General features: G+C 67.5%; 25 protein-coding genes. 11 read left to right on the top strand and 14 right to left on the bottom strand.

Annotated elements, in window-relative coordinates:
* Positions 1-29: 29 nt before the first annotated feature.
* On the top strand, positions 30-788 hold the full coding sequence (locus tag G6N43_RS05655; protein ID WP_163658020.1) for a hypothetical protein: 759 nt from the start codon (positions 30-32) through the stop codon (positions 786-788).
* Here the strand turns inward: G6N43_RS05655 and disA are convergent.
* The 3 genes from disA to G6N43_RS05670 form a co-directional block, all read right to left on the bottom strand.
* A complete protein-coding gene (disA, locus tag G6N43_RS05660; protein ID WP_083155081.1) occupies positions 785-1,903 on the bottom strand; it encodes a DNA integrity scanning diadenylate cyclase DisA in 1,119 nt (372 codons plus the stop codon). The two genes, G6N43_RS05655 and disA, sit on opposite strands and share 4 nt — an antisense overlap.
* Positions 1,904-1,913: 10 nt before the next feature.
* Positions 1,914-3,308: a DNA repair protein RadA gene (gene radA / locus G6N43_RS05665; protein ID WP_083155079.1), complete on the bottom strand. Its 1,395-nt coding sequence runs from the start codon at positions 3,306-3,308 to the stop codon at positions 1,914-1,916.
* 67 nt (positions 3,309-3,375) lie between these two features.
* Entirely contained in the window at positions 3,376-3,927 is a 552-nt protein-coding gene (locus G6N43_RS05670) for a copper chaperone PCu(A)C domain-containing protein (protein WP_083155077.1), read from the bottom strand.
* 261 nt (positions 3,928-4,188) lie between these two features.
* Here G6N43_RS05670 and carD point away from each other — a divergent pair, with 261 nt between their 5' ends.
* The 4 genes from carD to rlmB are packed head-to-tail and all read left to right on the top strand — an operon-like array spanning position 4,189 to position 7,538.
* The gene (gene carD, locus G6N43_RS05675; protein ID WP_003888533.1) at positions 4,189-4,677 is read left to right on the top strand and encodes an RNA polymerase-binding transcription factor CarD; all 489 of its coding nucleotides are present in this window, start codon (positions 4,189-4,191) and stop codon (positions 4,675-4,677) included.
* Positions 4,678-4,683: 6 nt separating this feature from the next.
* A complete protein-coding gene (gene ispF, locus G6N43_RS05680; protein WP_083155074.1) occupies positions 4,684-5,163 on the top strand; it encodes a 2-C-methyl-D-erythritol 2,4-cyclodiphosphate synthase in 480 nt (159 codons plus the stop codon).
* Between the two features lie 47 nt (positions 5,164-5,210).
* The gene (gene cysS, locus G6N43_RS05685) at positions 5,211-6,596 is read left to right on the top strand and encodes a cysteine--tRNA ligase (RefSeq protein ID WP_234810192.1); all 1,386 of its coding nucleotides are present in this window, start codon (positions 5,211-5,213) and stop codon (positions 6,594-6,596) included.
* The gene (gene rlmB / locus G6N43_RS05690; RefSeq protein ID WP_083155070.1) at positions 6,597-7,538 is read left to right on the top strand and encodes a 23S rRNA (guanosine(2251)-2'-O)-methyltransferase RlmB; all 942 of its coding nucleotides are present in this window, start codon (positions 6,597-6,599) and stop codon (positions 7,536-7,538) included.
* An 8-nt stretch (positions 7,539-7,546) separates the two neighbouring features.
* Here rlmB and G6N43_RS05695 read toward each other — a convergent pair whose 3' ends face one another.
* Positions 7,547-8,788, bottom strand: a complete 1,242-nt coding sequence (locus G6N43_RS05695) for an SLC13 family permease (RefSeq protein ID WP_083155068.1) — start codon at positions 8,786-8,788, stop codon at positions 7,547-7,549.
* The gene (locus tag G6N43_RS05700) at positions 8,779-9,699 is read right to left on the bottom strand and encodes an MBL fold metallo-hydrolase (protein ID WP_083155066.1); all 921 of its coding nucleotides are present in this window, start codon (positions 9,697-9,699) and stop codon (positions 8,779-8,781) included. The genes G6N43_RS05695 and G6N43_RS05700 overlap by 10 nt, the downstream gene beginning before the upstream one ends.
* A gap of 79 nt (positions 9,700-9,778) precedes the next feature.
* Here G6N43_RS05700 and G6N43_RS05705 point away from each other — a divergent pair, with 79 nt between their 5' ends.
* Complete coding sequence (locus G6N43_RS05705; protein ID WP_083155064.1) at positions 9,779-10,798, top strand: CobW family GTP-binding protein; 1,020 nt, start codon at positions 9,779-9,781, stop codon at positions 10,796-10,798.
* Here the strand turns inward: G6N43_RS05705 and G6N43_RS05710 are convergent.
* Both G6N43_RS05710 and bluB read right to left on the bottom strand, forming a co-directional pair.
* Positions 10,795-11,550: a LamB/YcsF family protein gene (locus G6N43_RS05710; RefSeq protein WP_083155062.1), complete on the bottom strand. Its 756-nt coding sequence runs from the start codon at positions 11,548-11,550 to the stop codon at positions 10,795-10,797. The genes G6N43_RS05705 and G6N43_RS05710 overlap by 4 nt on opposite strands.
* 1 nt (position 11,551) lies before the next feature.
* Positions 11,552-12,220, bottom strand: a complete 669-nt coding sequence (bluB, locus tag G6N43_RS05715) for a 5,6-dimethylbenzimidazole synthase (protein ID WP_179967972.1) — start codon at positions 12,218-12,220, stop codon at positions 11,552-11,554.
* A 31-nt stretch (positions 12,221-12,251) separates the two neighbouring features.
* On the opposite strand from bluB, the gene G6N43_RS05720 reads away from it, so the two are divergent.
* A complete protein-coding gene (locus tag G6N43_RS05720; RefSeq protein ID WP_083155060.1) occupies positions 12,252-13,058 on the top strand; it encodes a sulfurtransferase in 807 nt (268 codons plus the stop codon).
* Here the strand turns inward: G6N43_RS05720 and G6N43_RS05725 are convergent.
* Genes G6N43_RS05725 through G6N43_RS05735 form a run of 3 tightly spaced genes read right to left on the bottom strand, consistent with a single transcriptional unit; the run spans position 13,032 to position 15,608 of the window.
* A complete protein-coding gene (locus G6N43_RS05725; RefSeq protein ID WP_083155058.1) occupies positions 13,032-13,904 on the bottom strand; it encodes a metal ABC transporter permease in 873 nt (290 codons plus the stop codon). The genes G6N43_RS05720 and G6N43_RS05725 overlap by 27 nt on opposite strands.
* Complete coding sequence (locus tag G6N43_RS05730; RefSeq protein WP_083155397.1) at positions 13,897-14,694, bottom strand: metal ABC transporter ATP-binding protein; 798 nt, start codon at positions 14,692-14,694, stop codon at positions 13,897-13,899. The genes G6N43_RS05725 and G6N43_RS05730 overlap by 8 nt, the downstream gene beginning before the upstream one ends.
* 8 nt (positions 14,695-14,702) lie before the next feature.
* Positions 14,703-15,608 (bottom strand): metal ABC transporter solute-binding protein, Zn/Mn family, encoded by a 906-nt coding sequence (locus G6N43_RS05735; protein ID WP_083155056.1) that lies wholly within the window; start codon positions 15,606-15,608, stop codon positions 14,703-14,705.
* A 92-nt stretch (positions 15,609-15,700) separates the two neighbouring features.
* Between G6N43_RS05735 and G6N43_RS05740 the strand changes: the two genes are divergently transcribed.
* Positions 15,701-16,801 (top strand): Rv3575c family transcriptional regulator, encoded by a 1,101-nt coding sequence (locus tag G6N43_RS05740; protein ID WP_083155054.1) that lies wholly within the window; start codon positions 15,701-15,703, stop codon positions 16,799-16,801.
* Here the strand turns inward: G6N43_RS05740 and otsB are convergent.
* Both otsB and kstR read right to left on the bottom strand, forming a co-directional pair.
* Entirely contained in the window at positions 16,798-17,550 is a 753-nt protein-coding gene (gene otsB, locus G6N43_RS05745) for a trehalose-phosphatase (protein WP_083155052.1), read from the bottom strand. The genes G6N43_RS05740 and otsB overlap by 4 nt on opposite strands.
* Before the next feature lie 2 nt (positions 17,551-17,552).
* The gene (gene kstR, locus G6N43_RS05750) at positions 17,553-18,221 is read right to left on the bottom strand and encodes a cholesterol catabolism transcriptional regulator KstR (protein ID WP_083155050.1); all 669 of its coding nucleotides are present in this window, start codon (positions 18,219-18,221) and stop codon (positions 17,553-17,555) included.
* Between the two features lie 197 nt (positions 18,222-18,418).
* Between kstR and G6N43_RS05755 the strand changes: the two genes are divergently transcribed.
* Positions 18,419-20,524 (top strand): acyl-CoA dehydrogenase family protein, encoded by a 2,106-nt coding sequence (locus G6N43_RS05755; protein WP_083155048.1) that lies wholly within the window; start codon positions 18,419-18,421, stop codon positions 20,522-20,524.
* A gap of 5 nt (positions 20,525-20,529) precedes the next feature.
* Here the strand turns inward: G6N43_RS05755 and G6N43_RS05760 are convergent, their stop codons facing one another.
* Both G6N43_RS05760 and G6N43_RS05765 read right to left on the bottom strand, forming a co-directional pair.
* Entirely contained in the window at positions 20,530-21,078 is a 549-nt protein-coding gene (locus tag G6N43_RS05760; RefSeq protein ID WP_234810182.1) for a hypothetical protein, read from the bottom strand.
* A gap of 67 nt (positions 21,079-21,145) precedes the next feature.
* The gene (locus tag G6N43_RS05765; RefSeq protein WP_083155388.1) at positions 21,146-22,198 is read right to left on the bottom strand and encodes a ferredoxin--NADP reductase; all 1,053 of its coding nucleotides are present in this window, start codon (positions 22,196-22,198) and stop codon (positions 21,146-21,148) included.
* Between the two features lie 151 nt (positions 22,199-22,349).
* On the opposite strand from G6N43_RS05765, the gene hsaA reads away from it, so the two are divergent.
* Together hsaA and hsaD are read left to right on the top strand one after the other, a co-directional pair.
* Positions 22,350-23,534, top strand: coding sequence for a 3-hydroxy-9,10-secoandrosta-1,3,5(10)-triene-9,17-dione monooxygenase oxygenase subunit (gene hsaA / locus G6N43_RS05770; protein WP_083155046.1), 1,185 nt, complete (start codon positions 22,350-22,352; stop codon positions 23,532-23,534).
* A 12-nt stretch (positions 23,535-23,546) separates the two neighbouring features.
* Entirely contained in the window at positions 23,547-24,431 is an 885-nt protein-coding gene (gene hsaD, locus G6N43_RS05775; protein ID WP_083155044.1) for a 4,5:9,10-diseco-3-hydroxy-5,9,17-trioxoandrosta-1(10),2-diene-4-oate hydrolase, read from the top strand.

Raw genomic sequence — 24,431 nt, forward strand, 5'->3', positions numbered from 1 at the left:
AGGCATGACCTGGCCTTACCGTGTGAATTGTGCTGGATCTAGAACCGCAGGGCCCACTCCCCACGCAGATTTACTGGCGTCGCCGAGCACTGGCGCTGGGCATCGCGGTCGTCGTGATCGGCCTGATCGCAACGCTGGTGGTCGTGATCGTGCAGTCCACGACCGGTACCGAGAACACCGCAGCTGAGCAGCCTGCCCCGCCCGCAGCCGCACCCCCCACGCCGCTGCCGGGCGAGAACCCCGAAGTCAAGACCCCGATCCAGCCGCCGCCGCAGGACGCGCCGCCGCCGACCCCGACGCCCACCGCGGCCGTCACGCCCCCGCCGGTGCTCAACGAGGGCGACGACTGCCCGGACTCCACGTTGGCCGTCAAGGGCATCACCAATCAGCCGCAGTACGTTGTCGGCGATCAGCCGAAGTTCACGATGGTCGTGACCAACATCGGGCTGGTGGCGTGCAAGCGCGATGTCGGCGCCGCCGTCCTGGCCGCCTACGTCTACTCGTTGGAGAACGCGCGGCTGTGGTCGAACCTGGACTGCGCACCGTCGAACGAGACGTTGGTCAAGACGTTCCAGCCCGGCGAGCAGGTCACGACGGAGGTGACCTGGACCGGTATGGGTTCGGCACCGGGCTGCCCGCTGCCGCGTCAACCGATCGGGCCGGGGACGTACAACCTGGTGGTCCAACTGGGCAATCTGCGCTCGGCGACGGTCCCGTTCATGCTGGCCGCGCCCGCTCCGGCTCCGCCGCCCGCCGAGGGCGCGCCGCCGCCTGCCGCGGTGGGTTAAGCCAGTCGGTCGGCGATCGTCGATTCGGCCAACTGCGACAAGCCTTCTCGGATGTGGCGCGCCCACATCGACCCGATGCCCTCGACGTTCTGCAGATCGGTCGCGCTCGCGGCCAGCAGTCCCTGCAGTGAGCCGAACGAACGCACGAGCAGGTCGACGTGCGCGAACTGCAACCTCGGAATGCCCGCCATTGCGCGATATCCGCGCGAACTCATCGCCGAATCCTGCGCCTCGGCCGTCGACGGGTAGCCGAAAACCCTTGCCAACACGGTGAAGTCGAGTAGCTCATTGTCGGAGAGCTGATCGAGCTCCTCCAATGTCGCGCTGACCTGTGCGGCGGTCGGCGGGTCCGGGTTGGCGTGGTAGTCGCGCACGATCAGTTCGCGCGCGGTGTCGTTGTCGCCGACGAGTTCCTCCAGCTGAAGTTTGAGCTGGCGCCCGTCGGTTCCGAGTTCGACTACGTACGAGTCGATTTCGACACTGATGCGTCGCACCATCTCCAGCCGCTGCACCAGCGTCATCACATCGCGCAGGGTCACGAAATCCTCGATCTCGGCCGTCGAGAGCTGCCTGCTGACCTCGTCGAGACGCGCCTTGTAGCGCTCCAACGTATCGATGGTCTGGTTGGCGCGCGAAAGGATGGTCGCCGAGTCCGGGATCACGTGGCGCTCGCCTGCCACGTAGACGGTCACGATGCTCATCGAGTGGCTGACCGAGATCACCGGGTAGCCGGTCTGGATGGCGGTGCGCTCCGCGGAGCGGTGCCGGGTGCCCGATTCCTCGGTTGGGATCGACGGGTCGGGTACCAGCTGCACATTGGCCCGCAGAATGCGGCTGCCGTCGCTGGACAGCACCACGGCGCCGTCCATCTTGGACAGCTCGCGCAGTCGAGTCGGCGCGTAGCGGACGTCGAGTTCGAAGCCGCCGTCGCAGATCGCCTCGACGCTGTCGTCGTAGCCGACGACGATCAGCGCGCCGGTGCGGCCACGCAGGATGCGCTCGAGCCCGTCGCGCAGTGCGGTCCCGGGTGCGAGGCGGGCGATGGTCTCGCGCAGGGTCGGCCGGGCCAGCTGGACAACGGTGCGGTTCGACCGCCCACCCGTTTTCACGGCCATGGTTCCCCTCCTAGGATCGGCCGCTATTCTGCGCGATCTCCCGCAACACCCGCAATGCCGCGCCGATATCGTCCGCCGGGATCGCGCGCAGCCCTGCGGGCACGGCCGTCACCCCGGGAGGGACGATCGCGGACGTGAAACCGAGCCGGGCGGCTTCGGCCAGCCGACGATCCATGCCCGTGACGCGGCGCAGGTCGCCGGCCAGGCCGACCTCACCGATGGCCACCGTCGAGGCCGGCATCGGCAGGTCCATGCACGACGACGCGATGGCCAGCGCCACCGCCAGGTCCGCGGAGGGATCCGTCAGCCGCATACCGCCCACGGTCGACAGGTAGATGTCGTTGGCGGCGACGGGGAGCCTCGCCCGCTTCTCCAGCACGGCGGTGATCATCGCCGCGCGCGACGAGTCGATACCGCTGACCGCGCGCCGGGGTGATCCGTTGGCAGGAGACCCGATCAGCGCCTGCACCTCACCGATCAACGGGCGCTTACCGTCGAGCGCGACGGTGACAGCCGTACCCGACACCGGCTTGGGACGCTGATCACGAAACAGGCCCGACGGATCGGACACACATTCGATTCCGTTGTCGTGCAACAGAAAACAGCCGACCTCGTCGGCGGCTCCGAAGCGGTTCTTGATACCGCGCACCATGCGCAGCGACGACTGACGATCACCCTCGAAATGCAGCACGACGTCGACGAGGTGCTCGAGTGAGCGCGGCCCCGCGATCGCACCGTCCTTGGTGACGTGACCGACGAGGATCATCGCGACGCCAGAGGTCTTCGCCGCCATCGTCAGCGTCGTGGTGACCGCGCGCACCTGCGTGACACCGCCGGTGACGCCCTCGGCCTCCGTCGTCGACATGGTCTGCACCGAGTCGACGACCACCAGGCTGGGTCGCACCTCGTCGATGTGGCCCAGCGCCATCTGCAGATCCGATTCGGCGGCCAGGAAGACCTCGTCGTGCGTGCAGCCGGTCCGTTCGGCCCGCATCCGGATCTGGCCCGCCGACTCCTCCCCCGACAGATACAGGGCGCGTTTGCCCGCCTGCGCCCACCGATGCGCGACCTCGAGCAGCAGCGTCGACTTCCCGACACCGGGGTCACCGGCGAGCAGCGTCACCGAACCGGGCACCACCCCGCCGCCGAGAACCCGGTCCAGCTCGGTGATTCCGGTGTGGAAATGCCGGGTGTGGCCGGGATCGATGGCGCTGATCGGTACCGCGGGAGAGGTCGGGGCGACCGCGCGCCGCATCGACGAACCGTTGATCGTGGAGAGCACCGCGACCTCGTCGACCGTGCCCCAGGTGCCGCAGTCCGGACAGCGGCCCACCCACTTCGGGGTGACGTGGTGGCACTCCGAGCAGCGATACTGCGGACGCGCCTTGGTACCACCTTTGGGCATGCGCTGACGTTAGCCGTCGGAACCGACAGGACCTCCGAGCTAGGCGCCGTGTCGCAGACTTACGCGGTCAGTGGCCGCCCGCGCCACCGCCGGCCCCGGCCTCTTCACGGCGGGGGCTCTCACCGGCCGAGATCGGCACCGCGAAGGTGCCCTCGCCGGACTTCTCGAACTTGAAGGTGAAGTTGTACGTCAGGCCGTTGGTGATCGGCTTGGACAACTGCACGACGGCCTCCGCGGCTTCGGCACGCTCGACACTCTCCAGCGCCGTGATTTGCCCGTCGGGGGCGCCGACGACGAGTGTGCTGCCCGCGGGCAGGGTGGTGTCCCCGGTCAGCGACACCGTGCCGACGTCGGATGTGACCGACACCAGCTTGTCGTTGACATCCGGCGACTCGTTGGAGGCGACGAACAGCAGTTCGACCTCCGTGCCGGGCTGGACGAAATCCGTCGTCTGGGTGGCCCGCAGATGGGCGTTGCGCACCGCGATCTTGCCGATGTTCGCGCTGGTGCCGTTGACCGCGGGCTCCTGGGTGGCGGTCTGGGAGACCTGCCCGGCACCACAGCCACTCAGCAGGACTACGGAAGCCAGCCCACAGGCGGCCAGTTTGAAGCGGTCCACAGATGCCTCCTGCTCAACCGGCGGGGCGGCCGGGATACCGGTCGCCGAGATTCGACTATGGACTGTAGTAGGTGTGCGTTGCGGGCGGTAGCTGAGGGGCGATGCAGCGTCGCCAGTTTTGGAGATGGCACCAGCGTGAGGCACGTATTTATCGCGCTGTCAACCCCTATTATCGACCTGCAGTGCCCCTGACCTGCACCGTTGTTCCACGCCCGTCCGGGCCCCGTGCTAACATTGAGATGTGAAAGGGGCTCTAATCTGATGATTTTCAAGGTCGGAGACACCGTCGTCTATCCACATCACGGTGCCGCATTGATCGAGGCGATCGAAACCCGAACCATCAAAGGCGAACAAAAGGAATATCTCGTCTTGAAGGTTGCCCAGGGTGATCTCACGGTTCGAGTCCCTGCGGAGAACGCCGAATATGTGGGCGTGCGCGACGTCGTCGGACAGGAAGGCCTCGACAAGGTCTTCCAGGTGCTACGGGCACCGCACACCGAAGAGCCGACCAACTGGTCGCGCCGCTACAAGGCCAATCTCGAGAAGCTGGCCTCCGGCGACGTGAACAAGGTGGCTGAGGTCGTCCGCGACCTGTGGCGTCGCGATCAGGAGCGTGGTCTGTCCGCAGGCGAGAAGCGGATGCTGGCCAAGGCGCGTCAGATCCTCGTCGGTGAGCTCGCGCTCGCGGAGAACACCGACGACGAGAAGGCAGCGACCATTCTCGACGAGGCGCTCGCTGCCGCGTCCTGACGGCTAGTGACGGGCCTGCCCAGAGTCGGGCTCGGCACCGACGTTCACCCAATCGAGGCCGGTAGGCCCTGTTGGCTGCTCTGCCTGCTGTTCGATGACGCTGACGGCTGCGCAGGGCACTCCGACGGTGATGTTGCGGCTCATGCGCTGTGCGACGCGCTGCTCTCCGCCGCCGGGCTTGGCGATCTCGGCGAGGTTTTCGGCACCGGACGTCCCGAGTGGCGCGGCGCCGGCGGCGCGGACATGCTGCGTCATGTCCGCGGTCTGCTGACGGAAGCCGGCTACGCCGTCGGCAACGCAACCGTCCAGGTCATCGGCAATCGTCCGAAGGTGGGCCCACGCCGCGCTGAGGCGCAGACGGTGCTGTCCGAGCTGCTCGACGCCCCGGTGACGGTGTCGGCGACCACGACCGACGGCCTCGGCCTGACCGGTCGCGGTGAGGGTTTGGCCGCCATCGCGACGGCATTGGTAATTCCGCGCGAATAAGCCCGGTAAGCTGGCCCGTCGTGACCGAACTGCGGCTGTACGACACGATGGCGGGCGCCGTCCGCGATTTCGTGCCCGTGCGCCCCGGCCACGTATCGATCTACCTCTGCGGCGCCACCGTCCAGGGCCTGCCGCACATCGGGCACGTCCGCAGTGGGGTGGCGTTCGACGTCCTGCGGCGCTGGCTGATGGCCAAGGGCTACGACGTCGCGTTCATCCGCAACGTCACCGACATCGACGACAAGATCCTCAACAAGGCCGCCGATGCGGGCAGGCCGTGGTGGGAATGGGCCGCGACCTACGAGCGCGCCTTTTCGGCCGCCTACGACGCGCTGGGCGTCCTTCCGCCGTCCGCTGAGCCACGTGCCACCGGCCACATCACCCAGATGATCGAGCTGATCGAGCGGCTCATCGAGCGCGGCCACGCCTACGTGGATCTTCGGTCTGGCGGCGGTGACGTCTACTTCGACGTGTTGAGCCTGCCCGACTACGGAAAGCTCTCGGGCCACCGGATCGACGATGTGCACCAGGGCGAGGGTGTGGCGACCGGTAAGCGCGACGAACGCGACTTCACGCTGTGGAAGGGCGCCAAGCCCGGTGAACCGTCGTGGCCGACGCCATGGGGGCGCGGACGTCCCGGCTGGCATACCGAATGCGTCGCCATGTGCGAGGCCTACCTCGGCGCCGAGTTCGACATCCACGCGGGCGGAATGGATCTCGTGTTCCCGCATCACGAGAACGAGATCGCCCAGGCCGAGGGCGCGGGTGACCGGTTCGCCCGCTACTGGCTGCACAACGGCTGGGTGACCATGGGCGGCGAGAAGATGAGCAAGTCGCTCGGCAACGTCCTCGCGATTCCGGCCGTGCTGCAACGGGTCCGGGCCGCCGAGCTGCGCTACTACCTGGGCAGCGCGCATTACCGGTCGATGCTGGAGTTCTCCGAGACCGCGCTGCAGGACGCCGCGAAGGCCTACTCCGGGATCGAGGACTTCCTGCACCGGGTGCGCAACCGCGTCGGCGCGGTAGTGCCGGGCGAGTGGACACCCAAGTTCGCAGCGGCGCTCGACGACGACCTCTCGGTGCCGATCGCGCTGGCCGAAGTCCACGCCGCACGCGCCGAGGGGAACCGCGCGCTGGATGCCGGTGACCACGAGACGGCGCTGACCCAGGCCATGTCGATCCGGACGATGATGGGCATCCTCGGCGCCGATCCGCTGGACGAGCGCTGGGAGTCCAAGGACGAGACCTCGGCCGCGCTGGCCGCCGTGGATGTACTGGTGCGGGCGGAGGTGCAGCGGCGCGAGGACGCGCGTAACCGGCGCGACTGGGCGGAGGCCGACGCGATCCGTGACCGACTCAAGGAGGCCGGCATCGAGGTCACGGACACCGCCGACGGCCCGCAATGGACACTGCTGGACGGTTACTCCAAGTAGATGGCCGGAAACTCGAAACGCCGTGGTGCGGTACGCAAACCCGGCACCAAGAAGGGGCCGACCGTCGGTTCGGGCGGTGTGCGCCGTCGCGGTCTGGAGGGCAGGGGCGCGACGCCGCCGGCCAAGGAGCGGGCCAACCACCCCGCCGCGAAACGCGCCGCGAAGGCGGCCAGGCAGCAGCGCAGTCGTGCCCGCAAGACCGACGACGTCGAGTTGGTGCTGGGGCGCAATCCCGTTGTGGAGTGCCTGCGCGCGGGTGTGCCCGCGACCGCCCTGTACGTCGCACTCGGCGCCGAATCCGACGAGCGCCTGACCGAATCGGTCACGCGGGCAGCCGATTCCGGCATACCCATTCTCGAGGTGCCGCGACACGACCTGGACCGGATGAGCACCAACGGCCTGCACCAGGGCATCGCGCTGCAGGTGCCGCCGTACTCGTATGCCCATCCCGACGATCTGCTCAAGACGGCGACAACGGATGTGACGCCCGCACTGCTGGTGGCGTTGGACAACATCTCCGATCCCCGCAACCTCGGCGCCATCGTGCGGTCGGTGGCCGCATTCGGCGGTCACGGTGTGTTGATTCCCCAGCGGCGGTCCGCCTCGGTGACCGCGGTCGCCTGGCGGACCAGCGCGGGCGCGGCGGCTCGGCTGCCGGTGGCGCGGGCCACGAATCTCAATCGAACGCTGAAGGATTGGGGCAAGGCCGGCCTGCAGGTGGTGGGGCTGGACGCCGGCGGCGACATCACGGTCGACGAGCTGGACGGTTCGGGCCCGATCCTCGTGGTCGTCGGTTCCGAGGGCAAGGGGCTCTCCCGCCTGGTGCGGGAGAACTGCGATGCCGTGGTGTCCATCCCGATGGCCGGACCGACGGAATCGCTGAACGCCTCGGTCGCCGCGGGCGTGGTGCTCGCGGAAATCGCCCGCCAGCGCCGGGGTTGACGGCCCAACTACACGCCGAACAGTTCCACACCAACCCACAGCGCCGTCACAGACGCCGCCAGAGTGAGCGGCACGGTGCACAACCCGATGCGGGTGAATTCGACGGCGCCGGTGGGCATTTCGCGGCGAACGACACTGCGCCACAAGAGGTTGGCCAGTGAGCCGACGTAGGTCAGGTTGGGCCCCACGTTCACCCCGATCAGCACGGCCAGCACGCCCGCGGGACCGGAGCCGGCGACCAGCGGGAGCATCACCAGCACCGCGGGCAGGTTGTTGACGACGCCTGCGAGCACGGCGGCCATCGCGGCGATCCCGAGCAGTGCGGGCAGCGTGTCTCCGCTTGGCAGAAAGTCGCGCATCGCGGTGTCAAGGCCGTGCAGCATCACCGCTTTGACGACGACACCGAGGCACAACACGAAGGCGAGGAACGGCACGTCCGCCGCAGCGGCGATTCGCATGACCGACGTGTCGCGGCGGGCCAGCGCGCGGACGCCGAGGACAGTCGCACCGGCCAGTGCCGCCCACGCGGGCGAGTAGCCGAGCACTGAGGCCACCGCGAAACCGGCGAGGGTGAGCCCGAGGACGACCAGAACGAAGAGCGGCACATCGACGGGTACGGCGACATCGGCATGCTCCGACCCGGTCACCAGGTCCCGCGTGAAAAGCCAACGCATGAGCACATATTCGACGGCGATGGCCGCCAGCCACGGCAGCGTCATGATCGCGGCGAAATGCATGAACGACAGTCCGGCTGCGGTGAATGCCAGCAGGTTGGTGAGGTTCGAAACCGGTAACAGCAGCGATGCGCTGTTGGATAGGTGCGCGGTGGCGTAGGCGTGCGGTCTGGCCGGCACCTTCAAGGTGCGTGCAGTGGCGAGTACGACTGGCGTCAGCAGCACGACCGTCGCATCGAGGCTCAGGATCGCCGTGGTCGCCGATGCGACGACGAACACCATGGCCAGCAGGCGTTTGGGGTTGCCTGCGCTGAACCGCGCCATCACCACGCCTGCCGCACGGAACAAGCCCTCGTCGTCGCACAGCCGTGCCAGCACCAGGATCGCGGCGAGGAAGCCGACCACCGGCAGCAATCGGTTCACCTCGGCGAGCGCCTCGGGCACCGAGATGACCCCCGCCGCAATGAGTGTCGCCGCGGCCGGTACGGCGACAATCGCCTCCGGCCAGCCGTGCGGTCGCATGACGGCGAACAGCAGGACGACGGCCAGTGCGGCGAGTGCCAGACCTAACTCCACGGGTCGCCGCGCTGCCAGAGCGTCGGCAGGTGCAGCGCGACATCGTCGTCGCGCGCCAGCCGGGTCAACACTCGCATCGTGACGTCGAGGTCGTCACCCGCGTAGGGCAATGCGCGCAGCGGCTTGTGCAGGGGGCGGAAGAAGTCGTCCCAGTGGATGAGCACGACGCGGCGGGCGCCGACGGTGCGCACGGCCTCCGTCCAGTAGTCGACCAGGTACTGCTCGGGTTGGAGGCCGAGCTGCCCGACGCCGAGGTAGACCACGTCGGCGCGCTGTCCGGCCAGGGCGCCGGGAACGAATCCCGCGCTGCCGACGATCAGTAGCCGACGGTCGGACGGCCGGTGATGCACCAGCGTGGACCACGCCTCGCCGCATTTGTACGCCGACGCCTTGACGGGTGGGGTGACCGGCGCGGTGATGACACCGGGGAAACGGTCGGGCGGGCAGTGCCTGCCCTCGATCAGCGTGACGTCATACGCCCCAAGGGTTATCGGCTCACCGGGCGTCGCCACGACCAGACGATCGTCGGGCAGCCCGTGCCCGCGGCCCACCTGTTTCGCCGACATGCCGCCGACGACCTTGGCGCCGGTGCGGTCGGCGACCACCGCAGAGTCCATCACATGGTCGAAGTGGGTGTGCACCGGCAGCACCGCCTCCAGCCGCTGCACCCCGAGGCGCGCAAGGCAGCCGTCGATGCGCGGCGCCGACGGTGACAACGCCCGCAGCCCCACCTCGGCCAGGCTCGGCCGCGAGAAGAACCCGTCGGTCATCACGGCCGATGCGCCGTCATTGATCAGCAGCGTGGTGACGCCCACCCAGGTGACGGTCAGCGGGGCGCCGTCCGACGCGGCGGGCGCGTCGAAGTGGTCGGCGTAGTGGGCCAGGTCCGGCCTGCCCAGCTTGAGACGCATAGCGTCACCCTAAAGCGATATCCTTCGCGGCAGACGGTGAGCGGGTGGAACGGCCCGGAATGTTGAGGAGCGATAGCGCGTGGAAGACATCCCCGTCGTCGCGCTGACCGGCTATCTCGGCGCGGGTAAGACCAGCCTGCTGAATCACGTGCTGCGCACCCCGAGAGCACGAGTTGGCGTGATCGTCAACGACTTTGGTGAGCTCAACGTGGATGCCGGTCTGGTCACCGGTCAGGTCGATGAACCAGCCTCGATCGCCGGTGGCTGTGTCTGCTGCCTGCCGGACAACGGCGGCCTCGACGATGCGCTGACCAAGCTCGCCGACCCGCGGCTGGACCTCGATGCGATCATCGTCGAGACCAGCGGTTTGGCCGACCCGGTCGCCGTCGCGCAGCTGATCCGCTTCAGCGGAGCCGAAGGGGTGCGGCCGGGCGGCATCGTCGATGTCATCGACGCCACCACCCACTTCGACGTCGTGGATCGCGATACGACCCCGCCCGCGCGGTATGCCGCGGCATCGTTGGTTGTCGTCAACAAGCTGGACGGACTGCCCGAGGCTGACCGGCAGCCATTGCTCGAGCGAGTCGAGCAGCGGGTCCGAGTACGCAATCCGGTCGCCCCCGTGGTCGGAACGGTCGGCGGCCGCATCGATCCCGCCTTGCTCTACGACCTGCCAGGGTCGAGCGACGAACCCGGCCAGCTCTCGTTCCGGGAACTCCTCTTCGACGCCCCAGCGCACACCGACGACGACCATGTGCACGCCGACGCGGTCACGGTGACGAGCTCTGGCTGCATCGACCCGGGGAAACTCATTGACCTGCTCGAGAATCCGCCGCCCGGGGTCTATCGCCTCAAGGGCACGATCGCGGTGCGCTATCGCTCCGCCGTGCGGACCTACGTCGCAAACCTTGTCGGCACTGCCATCCACATCGCCACCGTTGCAGCGACGGCGACCCCGAACAGCCTCGTTGCGATCGGAATGGATCTCGATACCGAGCGGGTGCGTGCCCGCCTTGGCGACACGCTGGAGCCACACGACGGAAACGCCAGGGGCGAAGCCATTCGTCGACTGCAGCGCTATCGTCGGCTCAGCCTCTAGGTGAATGGCTTCAACTCGACGCCGTCGGCTCTCAGCCGCTCCCGAACCGCCTTCGCGATCTGCACTGCGCCTGGCGAATCTCCATGCACACAAACGGATTCGACCGTGATCGGGATCGTGGAACCGTCGGCCGCGGTAACTCGGCCCGACGTCACCATCGACGCGACCCGGTCCGCGATCTCCTCGACGTCGTGCAGCACCGCGTTGGGTAACCGCCGTGACACCAGCGCCCCGTCGGACTGGTATGCGCGGTCGGCGAACGCCTCCGGCACGGTGCGCAACCCGAGTTCGGCGGCCTCGTCGAAGAACACCGATCCGGACAGGCCGAGGACTGGCAGGGCGGGGTCGACGGCGTGCACCGCTTCGGCGACCGCCCGCGCCTGATCGCGATGGGAGACGATCGCGTTGTACAGCGCACCATGCGGTTTGACGTACGTGACCTCCGAGCCCGCGACATTGGCGATCGCCTGTAGCGCGCCGATCTGGTAGATCACGTCGGCCTTCAGATCCTCTGGATCGGCATCGATGAAGCGCCTGCCGAAACCGGCGCGATCGGGGTATCCGACCTGCGCACCGATCCGGACGCCGCGCTCGACCGCCGCCCTGCACGTCCGCAGCAGCAGCGCGGGATCGCCGGCGTGGAAACCACAGGCGACGTTGGCGCTGGTGACGAGGCCGAGGATGGCGTCGTCGTCACCGAGCTTCCAAATGCCGTAGCTCTCACCCAGGTCGGCATTGAGATCGATGGTCACATCACCAGCCTACGAGCGGTGCGGGCGTGTCCCAGTTGTTCTCGAAGACGAACTCGTGCAGCGGCCGCCCTACCGTCCAATCGTCGATCTCGAGCTGTGGACGCTGGGGAAACTCGGGCACGGGGCCCAGGCACAGAACGGCGACGGCCTCGGCGTCCGGCGGCAGGCCGAGCAGTTCCCCGAGCCGGGGTGGATCGAAGATCGACACCCATCCCATGCCGAGGCCCTCCGCGCGCGCCGCCAGCCACAGGTTCTGAATCGCACAGGACACCGACGCGAGATCCATCTGGGGAAGCGTGCGTCTGCCGAAGACATGCGCCTGCCTGCCGTCGCCGAGCGCCACCACCAGCAGCTCTGCGCATTCGAGGATGCCCTCGACCTTGAGCGCCAGGAACTCGTCGCTGCGGGACCCCAGTGCCTCGGCCGTGCGGAGCCGTTCGTCGTCGACGGTGGCGTGGATCTCCCGGCGCAGCGCCGGATCGGTGATCCGGATGATCCGCCACGGCTGCATCAGTCCCACGCTCGGCGCGGCATGTGCGGCCTGCAGCAGCCGGACGAGCACATCGGCCGGTATTTCGGAGTCGGGGACGAAGCGGCGCATGTCGCGACGTTCGGCGATCACCCGGTAGACCGCGCGTAGCTCCGCGGGGCAGAACGCGTGGTCGGTCATGCGGGCCAGCTTAGGTGGCACGATCGGGGATATGACCCGCGACCAGGTGTTGATCAGCGCGACGGAATTGGAGCACCAGTGTGACGAGGGCCGGCCTCCGACGATCCTCGACGTGCGCTGGGAGCTGACGCAGCCCGACGGCCGCGCAGCGTACGAGAGTGGCCACATTCCCGGTGCGGTGTATGTGTCGCTGGAAGACGAGCTGTCCGACCACACTGTCACCGGCCGCGGACGCCACCCGCTGCCGTCGGGCCGCGATCTCGAGGCGGCGGCGCGGCGATGGGGTGTGCGACGCGGGGTACCGGTGGTCGTGTACGACGACTGGAACCGGGCCGCATCGGCACGCGCCTGGTGGGTGCTGACCGCGGCGGGCATTCCCGGCGTGCGCATCCTCGACGGCGGCCTGGCGGCGTGGCGAGGTCCGATCGAAACCGGTTCTGTCACAGCGCAACCGGGTGACATCACGGTGGAATACGACGACCTCTACGCCGGCGCGCTGCCGACGCTCACCGCCGACCAGGTGACCGCCGGTGATGTGACGCTGCTCGACGCGCGGGCGCCGGAACGCTTCCGCGGCGACGTCGAACCGATCGATCCTGTCGCCGGCCACATCCCCGGCGCCCGAAATGTGCCGAGCACCAACCTGCTCGACGCCGATGGGCGCTTTGTCGCCGAGGTGCCTGAGGTGACCGGCGTTGTCGGCGCCTACTGCGGTTCGGGTGTCACCGCCTCGGTCGTGGTTGCGGCCCTCGCTACGGCGGGCATCGACGCCGCCCTGTATCCGGGTTCGTGGTCCGAATGGTGCTCGGACTCAACGCGTCCCGTTGAACGCGGCTGATCTGCGTCTGCCGATCAGCCAGCACACCAGGAAGATCACGAACGAGATCGTCGTGACGAACACCGAAACCGGCACCCCTGGCGCCAGCGACAGCAGGATGCCTCCGACAGCAGCCACCTCGGCGAAGATCACCGACGCCGCGATGGCCGCCGCCGGCGAAACGAACACCCGCACCGCGGCCGCCGCGGGCGTGATCAACAGGGACATCACCAGCAGCGCCCCGACGATCTGCACGCCCTGAGCGGCGGTCACCCCGACGAGCGCGGCGAACAAAATGCCCAACGCCCGCACCGGAACTCCGCGTCCGGCTGCCACCTCTGGGTCGACGGTGGCGAACAGCAGCGGGCGGTAGGACACCGCGAGGACCGCGACGACGCACGCCGACACCACGGCCAGTAGCGTCAGTCCCGAATACCCGACGCCGACGATCTGACCGGTCAGCAACGCGAAGCTCGTGCCGGTGCGGCCCGGGTAGAGGTGGATGAACAACACCGCCATGCCCAGTCCGAACGCCAGCACCACGCCGATCGCCGAATCCCGTTCACGGGTGCGCTGACCCAGGATGCCGAACAGAATCGCCGCCAATGCACAGCCGACGAGCGCGCCGACTCCGACGTTGAAACCGGCGAGCAGTGCGAAAGCCGCTCCGGTGAGGGATAACTCGCTCGAGCCGTGCACCGCGAACGACATCTGCCGCATCACGATGAAGGGACCGATCAACCCGGACACCAGCGCGAGCAGCGCGGCGGCGAGCAACGCCTGCTGGACGAAGTCGCGGCGCAGCAGGTCGAAGGTGATGTCGAACGAGAACAGGTGTGCCAGTAGGTCGGCGAGTCGGTCACTCATGGTCGTGCTGGTACTCACTGTGCTCGCCGACCACGACGTAGCGGCCGCGGACCTTCACCACCTCGATGTCGGCGCGATACAACTCGGACAGCGTCGCCGAGGTCATGACCTCCTCGACGGTGCCCATGCGGAAGCGGCCGTCGACCAGATACAGCACCCGATCCACGTACGGCAGAACGGGATTCACCTCGTGGGTGACGAAAAGCACCGCTGTGTTCGCCTCACGGCGGCGGGCATCGATGAGCGTGGACACCAATCGCGCATTGGCGGGGTCGAGGTTGAGCAGCGGCTCGTCGCACAGCAGCAGCACCGGATCCGTGGTCAGCGCCTGGGCGATCCGCACGCGCTGCAGCTCTCCGCCGGACATCACGCCGATGGGCACGGCCCCCAACGCGTGGCCGTTCACCTGATCGAGCGCTGTCTGCACCGCCGCGCGTTTGGTCGACCGGTCACGCAGCGCCGTCAGCCCCCATCGGTGCCCGTCGAAGCCGAGTCCGACGAGGTCGCAGCCGCGCAGCGAAAGCCCGTTGTCGATCGCGCGGTGCTGGGGCACGTAACCGATTCGCCGACTGCCCTTCTCGACCGGTTCCCCGCAGATCGTCACGTCGCCCGCGGTGAGTGGCAACTGGCCGAGCAGCACCTTCAGCAGGGAGGTCTTACCGGTGCCGTTGGGTCCGAGCACGGCGATGAACTCACCGGCATGCACGGTGAGGTCGAGGTGGTCCCACAGCACGCGTTCGCCGAACGCCAGACGGGCGCCGGTCAGTTCGGCGACGACGTCAGCACGCACAGGATCGATCATCTGTTGGCCTGCGGCGCCTTATCCAGCTGACTCGCCAGCTGCTCGACGGTCTGGCGCTGCCAGGTCAGATAGTCGGTGCCTTCCGGCAGTGTCTCCGTCACCGTCACCACGGGTATTGAAGCCCGCTCGGCCGCATCCCGCAGCTGTTTGGTGACAGCGGTCTCGGTCTGCGGGTTGTGCAGCAGCGCGGACACCTGGCGCGTGTTGATCAAATCGAGCATCGCGGCCAGATCGGCAGGCGACGGGTCGGTGTCCTCCTCGATCGCGTTCGCGAAACCCTCCGGCGTCTTGTCCGTCAGGCCGGCATTGGTCAACAGGTAGTGCGCGACGGGTTCGGTCGCCACCACCGAAGCGCCCGGATGCTCCTGGCCGATCGCGCGCTCCAGCGTCAGGATTTCGTCCGCCGTCCTTGCGAACGCCGCGGCGTTGGCGCGGTAGGTGTCGGCCGAGGTGGCGTCGATCGTGGCCAGCCGGTCGGCGATCTGCGCGGCGACGGCCTTGGCGGTCGCCGGATCGTAGAAGACGTGTTCGTTGGCTCCGGGGGCGGCGCCGGGCAGCAGCGAATATGCGTCGACGGTGGGCACATTCGGGTTGTTGGCCAGCACATCTTCGACCCAGTGGTCGTATCCGCCTCCGTTGAACACCACCAGCGACGCATCGGCGATGGCGGCGGCGTTGGCCGGCGTCGCCTCATACGAATGGGGATCGTCCACCGCGCTGTCAAGGATCGACGTCACGGTCGCACGATCACCGGTGACGGCCTCGGCCACGCTGCCCCAGACGTCCGTGGAAGCCACGACCGCGGGCGATGCCGGCTTCTGTTGCGACGCGTCCTGACCGGCGCAGCCCGCGGTTGCGATCGCCAGTCCCACGGCAGTAGCCACCACAAGACCGGCACGCATGCGCGAACCCCCTAAAGCTAATGAAAACCGTTTCCAATAACTCTAGCCCAGAGGTTCCCTGGAATGCCAAATCAATCCGCTAACGTCACACCATGCCCAGGAGTCCAGCGCCACGGCGCCGGGCGACCCTGGCCTCATTGGCCGCCGAACTGAAGGTTTCGCGGACCACCATCTCCAACGCGTACAACCGGCCCGATCAGCTGTCTGCCGAACTCCGTGACCGGGTGCTGGCCACCGCCAAGCGAATGGGCTACCCGGGACCGGACCCCGTCGCGCGCTCGCTGCGCACCCGCAAGGCCGGGGCGGTCGGACTCATGATCACCGAACCACTCAACTATTCGTTCAGCGATCCGGCCGCCCTGGACTTCGTCGCAGGCCTGGCGGAGTCGTGCGAGGAGGCGGGCCAGGGCCTGCTGCTGGTAGCCATCGGTCCGAACCGGAGTCTCGACGACGGTTCGGCGGCAGTCCTCGCGGCGGGTGTGGACGGGTTCGTCGTGTACTCCGCCTCCGATGACGACCCCTATCTGCCCGTCGTGCAGCAGCGACACCTCCCGATCGTCGTCGTTGATCAGCCCAAGGATGTCCCGGGTACCTCACGCGTCTGCATCGACGACCGTGAGGCCATGCGTCTGCTCGCGGAATACGTTGTGGGACTGGGACACCGGGAGATCGCACTGTTGACCATGCGGCTGGGCCGCGACTGGCCGCACGGCGGGCCGGTGCCTGCGCTGGCCGATCCCGAACGAGTCCAAACGCCGCATTTCCACGTTCAGCGCGAGCGCATTCAGGGTGTGCGCGACGCGATGAGCGCCGGCGGTCTCGATCCGGATTCGCTGACCGTCATCGAGAGCTACGAACACCTGCCGACATCGGGCGGGGCCGCCGCGGAGGTCGCCCTCGGTATCAACCCTCGCCTCACCGCGCTGATGTGCACAGCCGATGTGCTGGCGCTCTCGGCGATGGATTATCTACGCGCACACGGGATTTACGTACCGGGGCAGATGACGGTCACCGGCTTCGACGGGGTGCCCGAAGCGCTGCGCCGTGGCCTGACGACCGTGGTGCAGTCGAGTATCGAGAAGGGTCGCAGCGCAGGCCGGTTGTTGCACCACCCGCCGCGTTCCGGCCTGCCGGTCATCGAGGTGCTGGAGACCGAGGTGGTGCGCGGGCGCACCTCTGGACCGCCTGCCTAGCTGCCTGCTGTCCTGCGCCTGTCCAACAGGTAGGCCAGCGCGGCCGCAACGTCCTCGGGCGATTCCACCCGGTAGCGGGCCGCGGACTCGCCGGGCCCGACCTTGACACCGACGTCTCCGTCGCGCAACCGGACGAACGCTTTTTCGTCAGTCACGTCATCGCCCAGGAAAACCACTGCACCAGAACCGGTTTGATCGCGAAGGATGTCGACGGCCTCGCCCTTGTCCGTCGAGATGACCGCGAACTCCAGCACCGCCTTGCCCGCGGTGACGTGCGCATCCCACGCGGCCGACGCGCGCCGGGCGGCCTCGAGCGCAGCCTCGCCGTCGGCGGGACTCGCATTGCGTACGTGCAGTGCAACCGATGCCGGTTTGGTCTCGACGGTGACGCCGGGCTTGTCCGCTGCAATCTCGTTGAGCTCCGCGATGATCCGGCCCAATAGTTCCTCGTCGACATTATGGGCGAAACCGGTGTCGAACTCGGCGCCGTGACTGCCGACCAGATGAATGGCCGGCGGCACCGCCGACAGCGTCCGCAGCACGTCGAGGGCGCGCCCGGACACCAGGGCGACCTCGGTGTCGGGGAGATCGGCCAGCGCGGTCAGTGCGGCCGCGGCCTCGGGCAGCATCCTGGCATCGGCGGGATTGCTGACAATCGGTGCGAGGGTGCCGTCGAAGTCGCAGGTGACAAGGATTTTCGGAACCCGAGAGGCCGAATCGAGCGCCCGCTGTAGTTCGATCGGGAGCACCCCTAGATCTTAGGGTGCTCGCCGTCGCCGATCAGCAACCGTACGGCGAGGTCCAGTCGCTTGCTCACGTCGGTCGCAGAGGCCCGGCGGGTCAGCCACGCCAACAGGTTCGACAACCACACATCGGCGATGACCCGCGCTATGTGGTACTGGTCCTCGGTCGGTTCACCGTCGCTCATCGCGCGGGCGAACATCGAGTCCATCAGCTTGCCCACGTGATCGACCTCGCCTGCCGCCGACGCGTCGGCGAACACGAATGCCCGCGTCATCGCCTCGGTCAGCAGCGGATTGCGCTGCATCGCGCGATTGAGCTTGCCGACCATGATGTTCAGCCGTTGATACGGCGTCCCGCCCGACAGCGCCGCGCGGTCGGTCTTGGCGTCGATGCGCTCGAACTCCCGGCCCAGCGCCGAGACCAGCAGGTGCACCTTCGACGGGAAGTAGCGGTACAGCGTGCCGACGGCGACATCCGCGCGCTCCGCGACGGCACGCATCTGCACGGCCTCGTAACCACCCTTGGACGCAATCGCCAGGGTGGCGTCCAGGATGCGCTTGCGGCGTTCCCGCTGAGCTTCTGATCCGAGTTCGGACTCGGCGAGTACCGCCACGTTCATCACCTGGCGCGGTCGCGAATCCGACGCAGGACCCGGGTTGGGTGACTGGCCGGACATTTGGTCGACTGCTCCTTCATCGTGCGTACTCGCCGGAAACGATACGCATGCCGGACTTCATTTTCTCACCTCAGCACCGCCGCGGCACTGACGTGTCCTGCTGCTATGACGGTCGACTTGACTGCCGATCGCTGGCACTATTAGAACACGTTCTAGTGGGAAGCATTATTTTCTCGCCCAAACGCTAGGAGCACAGGGTGCCAGCCACAATCACCGATGAGCAGTTTGCCGCGCGCGAACTGGTCCGCAGCTGGGCAGCCGCCTCCGGCGCCATCGCGGCAGCCAGGGAGGTCGAGCAGGGCCAGCCCGGCGCGTGGCGAAGCGCCTACGACGGCTTAGCTCAACTGGGAATCTTCGGTGTTGCGCTTCCCGAGGAAAAGGGCGGCGCCGACGGTACCGTCGAGGACCTGTGCGCCATGGTCGACGAGGCGGCAGCGGCGCTGGTGCCCGGTCCCGTCGCGACCACGGCGCTGGCTACCCTGTTGATCGACCGGCCGGACGTGCTGGAGTCGCTGATCTCGGGGGAGCGTGTCGCGGGCGCGGCGCTGACGGCCGATGTGCGATTCGACGGCAGTCACGCGTCCGGCACCGCCGCATACGTGCTGGGCGCCGATCCGACGGGAGTGCTGCTGCTTCCCGCTGGTGACTCCGTGGTGCTGATCGACGGGGGAGCCGACGGCGTCACCATCGAACCGCTCAAGGCGACCGACTTCTCGCGGCCACTGGCCCGTGTGGTGCTGGACTCCGCTCCGGCGGAGGCGTTGTCCGCATCGGCGCAACGCTTCGCCGACGTGGCCGCGACGGTGCTGGCTGCCGAGGCGGCGGGCCTGGCGCGCTGGACACTGCAGACCGCAACCGAGTACGCGAAGGTGCGCGAGCAGTTCGGCAAGCCGATCGGCAGCTTTCAGGCCATCAAACACCTGTGCGCCGAGATGCTGTTGCGTTCTGAGCAGGCGTCGGTGGCCGCAGCCGACGCGGCACGGGCGGTCAGCGAGGCCGACGAGCGGCAGTTGTCCATCGCCGTGGCGGTGGCCGCGGCCGCGGGGATCAACGCCGCCAAGGCGAACGCCAAGGACTGCATCCAGGTGCTCGGCGGCATCGGGATCACCTGGGAACACGATGCGCATCTGTATCTGCGACGCGCCTACGGAATCGAGCACTTCCTCGGCGGTGCGCAACGGTGGCTGCGCCGCATCGCGACGCTCACCCAACAGGGCGTCCGTCGTGAACTGCGCATCGACCTCGAATCGGTGGAGCACCTTCGGCCCGAAATCGCCTCGGCGGTGGCCGAAGTCGCTGCGCAACCCGAGGAGAAGCGGCAGACCGCACTGGCCGACTCGGGACTGCTGGCACCGCACTGGCCCCGGCCGTACGGCCGCGAAGCCGGCCCGGCCGAGCAGCTGCTGATCGACCAGGAACTGGCCAAGGCCGACGTGGTGCGGCCGGATCTGGTCATCGGATGGTGGGCAGTGCCAACCATTCTCGAGCACGGCAGCCCGGAACAGATCGAACGCTTCGTGCCCGCGACACTGCGCGGTGAGTTCATCTGGTGTCAGCTGTTCAGCGAGCCCGGAGCGGGCTCCGATCTCGCCGCGCTGCGGACCAAGGCCGTGCGCGTCGACGGTGGGTGGAAGCTCACCGGGCAGAAGGTGTGGACGTCGGCTGCGCACAAGGCCGCGTGGGGCGTGTGCCTCGCGCGGACCGATCCGGATGCGCCGAAACACAAGGGCATCACGTACTTCCTCGTCGACATGACCTCTCCGGGCATCGACATCCGCCCGCTGCGTGAGATCACCGGAGACAACCTGTTCAACGAGGTGTTCTTCGACGAGGTCTTCGTGCCCGACGAGATGGTGGTCGGACCGGTCAACGACGGCTGGCGGCTGGCGCGGACGACGCTCGCCAACGAGCGCGTGGCGATGGCGCACGGCACCGCGCTGGGCAATCCGATGGAGGAGTTGCTGCGCTCGGTCGCCGATCTCGATCTGGACGTTGCGGGACAGCAGCAGCTCGGCGAGCTGATCGTCGCGGCGCAGGTGGGCTCACTGCTGGATCAGAAGATCGCGGAACTGGCTGTGGGAGGCCAGGATCCGGGCCCGCAGGCCAGCGCGCGCAAGCTGATCGGTGTGCGCTACCGGCAGGCGCTCGCCGAGCTTCGCATGGAGCTTTCCGAAGGCGGCGGCGTCGTCGAAAACAAGACCGTCTTCGACTTCCTCAACACGCGCTGCCTGACCATCGCGGGCGGCACCGAGCAGATTCTGCTCACCATGGCCGGTGAGCGTCTGCTCGGACTGCCGCGCTGAACGCGCTACGAGAAGGCGGCCTGTGCGCAGGCGTCGGGCGAGGTGAGGTTGACGCCCGCGTACACCACCTGAATATGCGAGCAGACGATCAGCGGGACGTCGGTTCGTGGCGCGCCCGTACGCCAGTCGACCGGGTAGGCCTGCCCGCGCCAGGTGAACTTCTCCGGCGGTCCGCCGCCGAAGAAGATCGTCGTGAACACCACATCGGTCGGTGATTTGAACGACCGGGTGTTCGTCATGTCGTAGTTGAAGTTGATGTAGACCCCCCGGTCCATCGTGCGCAGCGTGGTGCTCTGCCGAGCCCACAGTTCGCCGGGGAAGCCGATGACGCCTTCGGGTGCAAGGAGGTTGGCCGCGGTGTCGAAGTAGCAAGTGCCTTCGGCCGTCACGCAATTGGCGGTGACGTGCATTTCCAGGGTCTGCGCGGGATTCACCGGGATGGACGAGTTCGCGGTGTCGATGGCCGCGTTCGCGGGTGCGACCGATGTGACAAATGCGAGCGTCAGCCAAATCGATGAGATAACCGCAAGCATGCCGGCGAACCGGTTCGTCACATTGCTCCCCTCCGGAGCCGCTGGCGGCGACGTCCAAACTCGGTGCTCGCGAATGGTAGCCCGCGATTTACTCGTCGTAGGTGACTTCGACCGAATCCGATCGCGGCCTCGCCTGGCACCCGAGAATGAGGCCTTCGTCGAGGTCGGACTGCTCGAGCACGTCATTGACCTCCATCTCGACCTCACCGGATTTCTTCAGCACCGCGCATGCGCCGCAGTGGCCCTCGCGGCATGAGAACGGCGCATCGAGACCCTTGTCGAGCAGTACGTCGAGCAGCTTCGCGTTGCGCGGCCATGTGATCTCGTGGGTCTCACCGTCGAGCGTGACGATCGCCGTCGCCGGGCCCTCGTCGCTGTCGTCCTCTTCGATCACCACCGCAGCGAACGGGTCGGATTCCAGCGACTTGAAGACCTCGATGTGGATGCGTTCGGCGCCGACCGCCTTCAGCGCTTCCTCTGCCGCCGCCATGAAGGGCCCCGGCCCGCAAATGTAGGCGTCGTGTCCCGCATACGGCTCGGCCAGGCCGGCCAGCGCCGCGGCGCTCGGCAGTCCCTGCACGCTGACGAGCCAGTGCACGACGGTGAGCCGATCCGGGTATTTGGCCGCCAGATCGCGCAGTGCAGCCCCGAAGATCACCGAGTTCTCATCCTGATTGGCGTAGATCAGCACGACCTTGCCGCTGCCCTCGCTCAACGCCGACTTGCAGATCGACATCATCGGCGTGATACCGCTGCCAGCCCCCAGCAGCAGGAAATCGGTGTCGAGGGTCTTCGGGACGAAGGTGCCCGACGGCGCGAGGACATGAATCTTCATGCCGGCGTGGGCGTTGTCGCACAACCAGTGCGACGCGTAGCCGCCTTCGGTGCGCTTGACTGTCACGGTCAGGGGATCGCCGGTGTAGGGCGAGCTGCACAGCGAATAACAACGCGCCACCGAGCCGGTGCGGTCGCTGGGGATCCGCAGCGTCAGGAACTGACCGGGTGAGTAGCGCAACCGCTCCACGGGGATGTCGGCCCCGTCGGGGACCTTGAACACCAGCGAGCGCGCGTCGGCGGTCTCCTCGACAACCTCGGCCAGCTGCAGCTCGAGCACGTGGCTACCGAGCGGCTCGTCTGTCACGACGTGCATCCTTCCTTCCTACCAATAACTAGAACAGGTTACAGAAATGCATGTGCGCAGGCCCAGCCGCTACAGCTACGCCCTTCTCGACACAAATCGTAACGTGTTCTAATCTGCTCCTAAGCTCAATACTCCCCGGGAGGCATTTCCAGTGACGTCCATTGAACAGCGTGACGTGCAGTCGGTCCTAGCCGGTGTCGACGATCTGCTGCCGCTGATCGCCAAGAGGGCGCAGGCCACCGAGGAGCTGCGCCGCCTGCCCGACGAGACCGTCGCCGAACTGAACGAGGTCGGATTCTTCAAGCTTCTGCAGCCCGAGCAGTGGGGCGGCCTGCAGTGCGATCCGACGCTGTTCTACGAAGCCGTGCGTCGCATCGCGAGCGCCTGCGGATCGACCGGGTGGGTCGCCTCGATCATCGGCGTCCACAACTGGCACCTCGCGCTGTTCGACCAGCAGGCCCAGGAGGACGTCTGGGGCGACGATCCCAGCGTTCGAATCTCGTCGTCGTATGCGCCGATGGGGGCGGGCACCGTCGTCGACGGCGGCTACCTCGTCAACGGTTCGTGGAACTGGTCCTCGGGATGTGACCACGCGACGTGGACGTTCGTCGGCGGCCCGGTGATCAAGGACGGCAAGCCCGTCGACTTCGGCAGCTTCCTCCTCCCGTTGGGCGACTACACGATCGATGACGTCTGGCATGTCGTCGGGCTCAAGGGCACCGGGAGCAACACGCTGGTGGTCAAGGACGTGTTCGTACCGCGTCACCGCTTCCTGTCCTACAAGGCGATGAACGACCGCACCGCGGGTGGTCTGAAGACGAACACCGCGCCCGTGTACAAGATGCCGTGGGGCACAGTGCATCCCACGACCATCTCGGCGCCGATCGTCGGCATGGCCTACGGCGCCTACGACGCGCACGTCGAGCACCAGGGCAAGCGCGTCCGCGCGGCGTTCGCGGGCGAGAAGGCCAAGGACGATCCGTTCGCGAAGGTCCGCATCGCCGAGGCGGCCAGCGATATCGACGCGGCCTGGCGTCAGCTGATGGGCAATGTCGGCGACGAGTACGCGTTACTCAAGGCCGGACAGGAGATTCCGTTCGAGTTGCGCGCCCGCGCCCGTCGTGACCAGGTGCGCGCCACCGGACGTGCGATCGCGTCGATCGACCGGCTCTTCGAGGCGTCCGGTGCGACGGCGCTCAGCCTCGACGCGCCGGTGCAGCGGTTCTGGCGCGATGCGCACGCCGGCCGTGTGCACGCCGCCAACGACCCCGAACGCGCCTACCTGATCTTCGGAAACAACGAGTTCGGGCTGCCGCCGCAGGACACGATGGTCTAACTGGATCCGCTGATGACCTCCTTTGCCGCCGAAGCCGCTCAACAGCAAGAGATCACGTTCGAGTCGACCTCGCGCTACGCCCAGGTTCGCGACGACATGCGGTTGCACTACCACGAGGCCGGTGTCGGCCACGAGAAGACGGTCGTGCTGCTGCACGGCGGCGGGCCCGGAGCATCGAGCTGGTCGAACTTCGGGCGCAACGTCGCCGTGCTGGCCCAGCACTTCCACGTGATCGCGGTCGACCAGCCCGGTTACGGCCATTCCGACAAACACACCGAACACGAGCAGTACAACCGCTACAGCGCGACCGCGCTGCTGAACCTGTTCGACCACCTCGGCATCGAAAGTGCCGATTTGGTGGGCAATTCACTCGGCGGCGGTACCGCCGTGCGGTTTGCCCTCGACAACGGCAGGCGGGCGGGTCGGCTCGTGCTGATGGGCCCTGGCGGATTGTCGGTGAACCTGTTCGCGCCGGACCCCACCGAGGGGGTCAAGCTGCTCGGGAAGTTCACCGCCGAACCCACGCGCGAGAACATGGAGAAGTTCCTGCGCATCATGGTCTTCGATCAGAGCCTCATCACGGAGGAACTGATCGACGAGCGGTTCGCCATCGCAAGCCAACCCGAGTCGCTGGCCGCTGCCCGCGCGATGGGGAAGTCGTTCGCAGGCGCGGATTTCGAGCTCGGCATGATGTGGCGTGAGGTGTACAAGCTGCGCCAACGGGTACTTCTCATCTGGGGCCGCGAGGACCGGGTGAACCCGCTCGACGGAGCGTTGGTGGCCCTCAAGCAGATCCCGAAGGTGCAGTTGCACGTGTTCGGGCAGTGCGGACACTGGGCGCAGCTGGAGAAGTTCGACGAGTTCAACAAGCTCACCGTTGATTTTCTTAGCGCGTGA

Origin of the sequence: Mycolicibacterium moriokaense (assembly GCF_010726085.1) — a bacterium.
Taxonomy (GTDB): domain Bacteria; phylum Actinomycetota; class Actinomycetes; order Mycobacteriales; family Mycobacteriaceae; genus Mycobacterium; species Mycobacterium moriokaense.

What these genes read in the sequence shown, in the direction of transcription:
- disA (WP_083155081.1), bottom strand. Translation starts at nt 1,903, where the DNA reads ATGGCCGTGAAAACGGGTGGGCGGTCGAACCGCACCGTTGTCCAGCTG.
- radA (WP_083155079.1), bottom strand. Translation starts at nt 3,308, where the DNA reads ATGCCCAAAGGTGGTACCAAGGCGCGTCCGCAGTATCGCTGCTCGGAG.
- carD (WP_003888533.1), top strand. Translation starts at nt 4,189, where the DNA reads ATGATTTTCAAGGTCGGAGACACCGTCGTCTATCCACATCACGGTGCC.
- cysS (WP_234810192.1), top strand. Translation starts at nt 5,211, where the DNA reads ATGGCGGGCGCCGTCCGCGATTTCGTGCCCGTGCGCCCCGGCCACGTA.
- rlmB (WP_083155070.1), top strand. Translation starts at nt 6,597, where the DNA reads ATGGCCGGAAACTCGAAACGCCGTGGTGCGGTACGCAAACCCGGCACC.
- G6N43_RS05700 (WP_083155066.1), bottom strand. Translation starts at nt 9,699, where the DNA reads ATGCGTCTCAAGCTGGGCAGGCCGGACCTGGCCCACTACGCCGACCAC.
- bluB (WP_179967972.1), bottom strand. Translation starts at nt 12,220, where the DNA reads ATGACCGACCACGCGTTCTGCCCCGCGGAGCTACGCGCGGTCTACCGG.
- G6N43_RS05720 (WP_083155060.1), top strand. Translation starts at nt 12,252, where the DNA reads ATGACCCGCGACCAGGTGTTGATCAGCGCGACGGAATTGGAGCACCAG.
- G6N43_RS05725 (WP_083155058.1), bottom strand. Translation starts at nt 13,904, where the DNA reads ATGAGTGACCGACTCGCCGACCTACTGGCACACCTGTTCTCGTTCGAC.
- G6N43_RS05735 (WP_083155056.1), bottom strand. Translation starts at nt 15,608, where the DNA reads ATGCGTGCCGGTCTTGTGGTGGCTACTGCCGTGGGACTGGCGATCGCA.
- G6N43_RS05740 (WP_083155054.1), top strand. Translation starts at nt 15,701, where the DNA reads ATGCCCAGGAGTCCAGCGCCACGGCGCCGGGCGACCCTGGCCTCATTG.
- kstR (WP_083155050.1), bottom strand. Translation starts at nt 18,221, where the DNA reads ATGTCCGGCCAGTCACCCAACCCGGGTCCTGCGTCGGATTCGCGACCG.
- hsaD (WP_083155044.1), top strand. Translation starts at nt 23,547, where the DNA reads ATGACCTCCTTTGCCGCCGAAGCCGCTCAACAGCAAGAGATCACGTTC.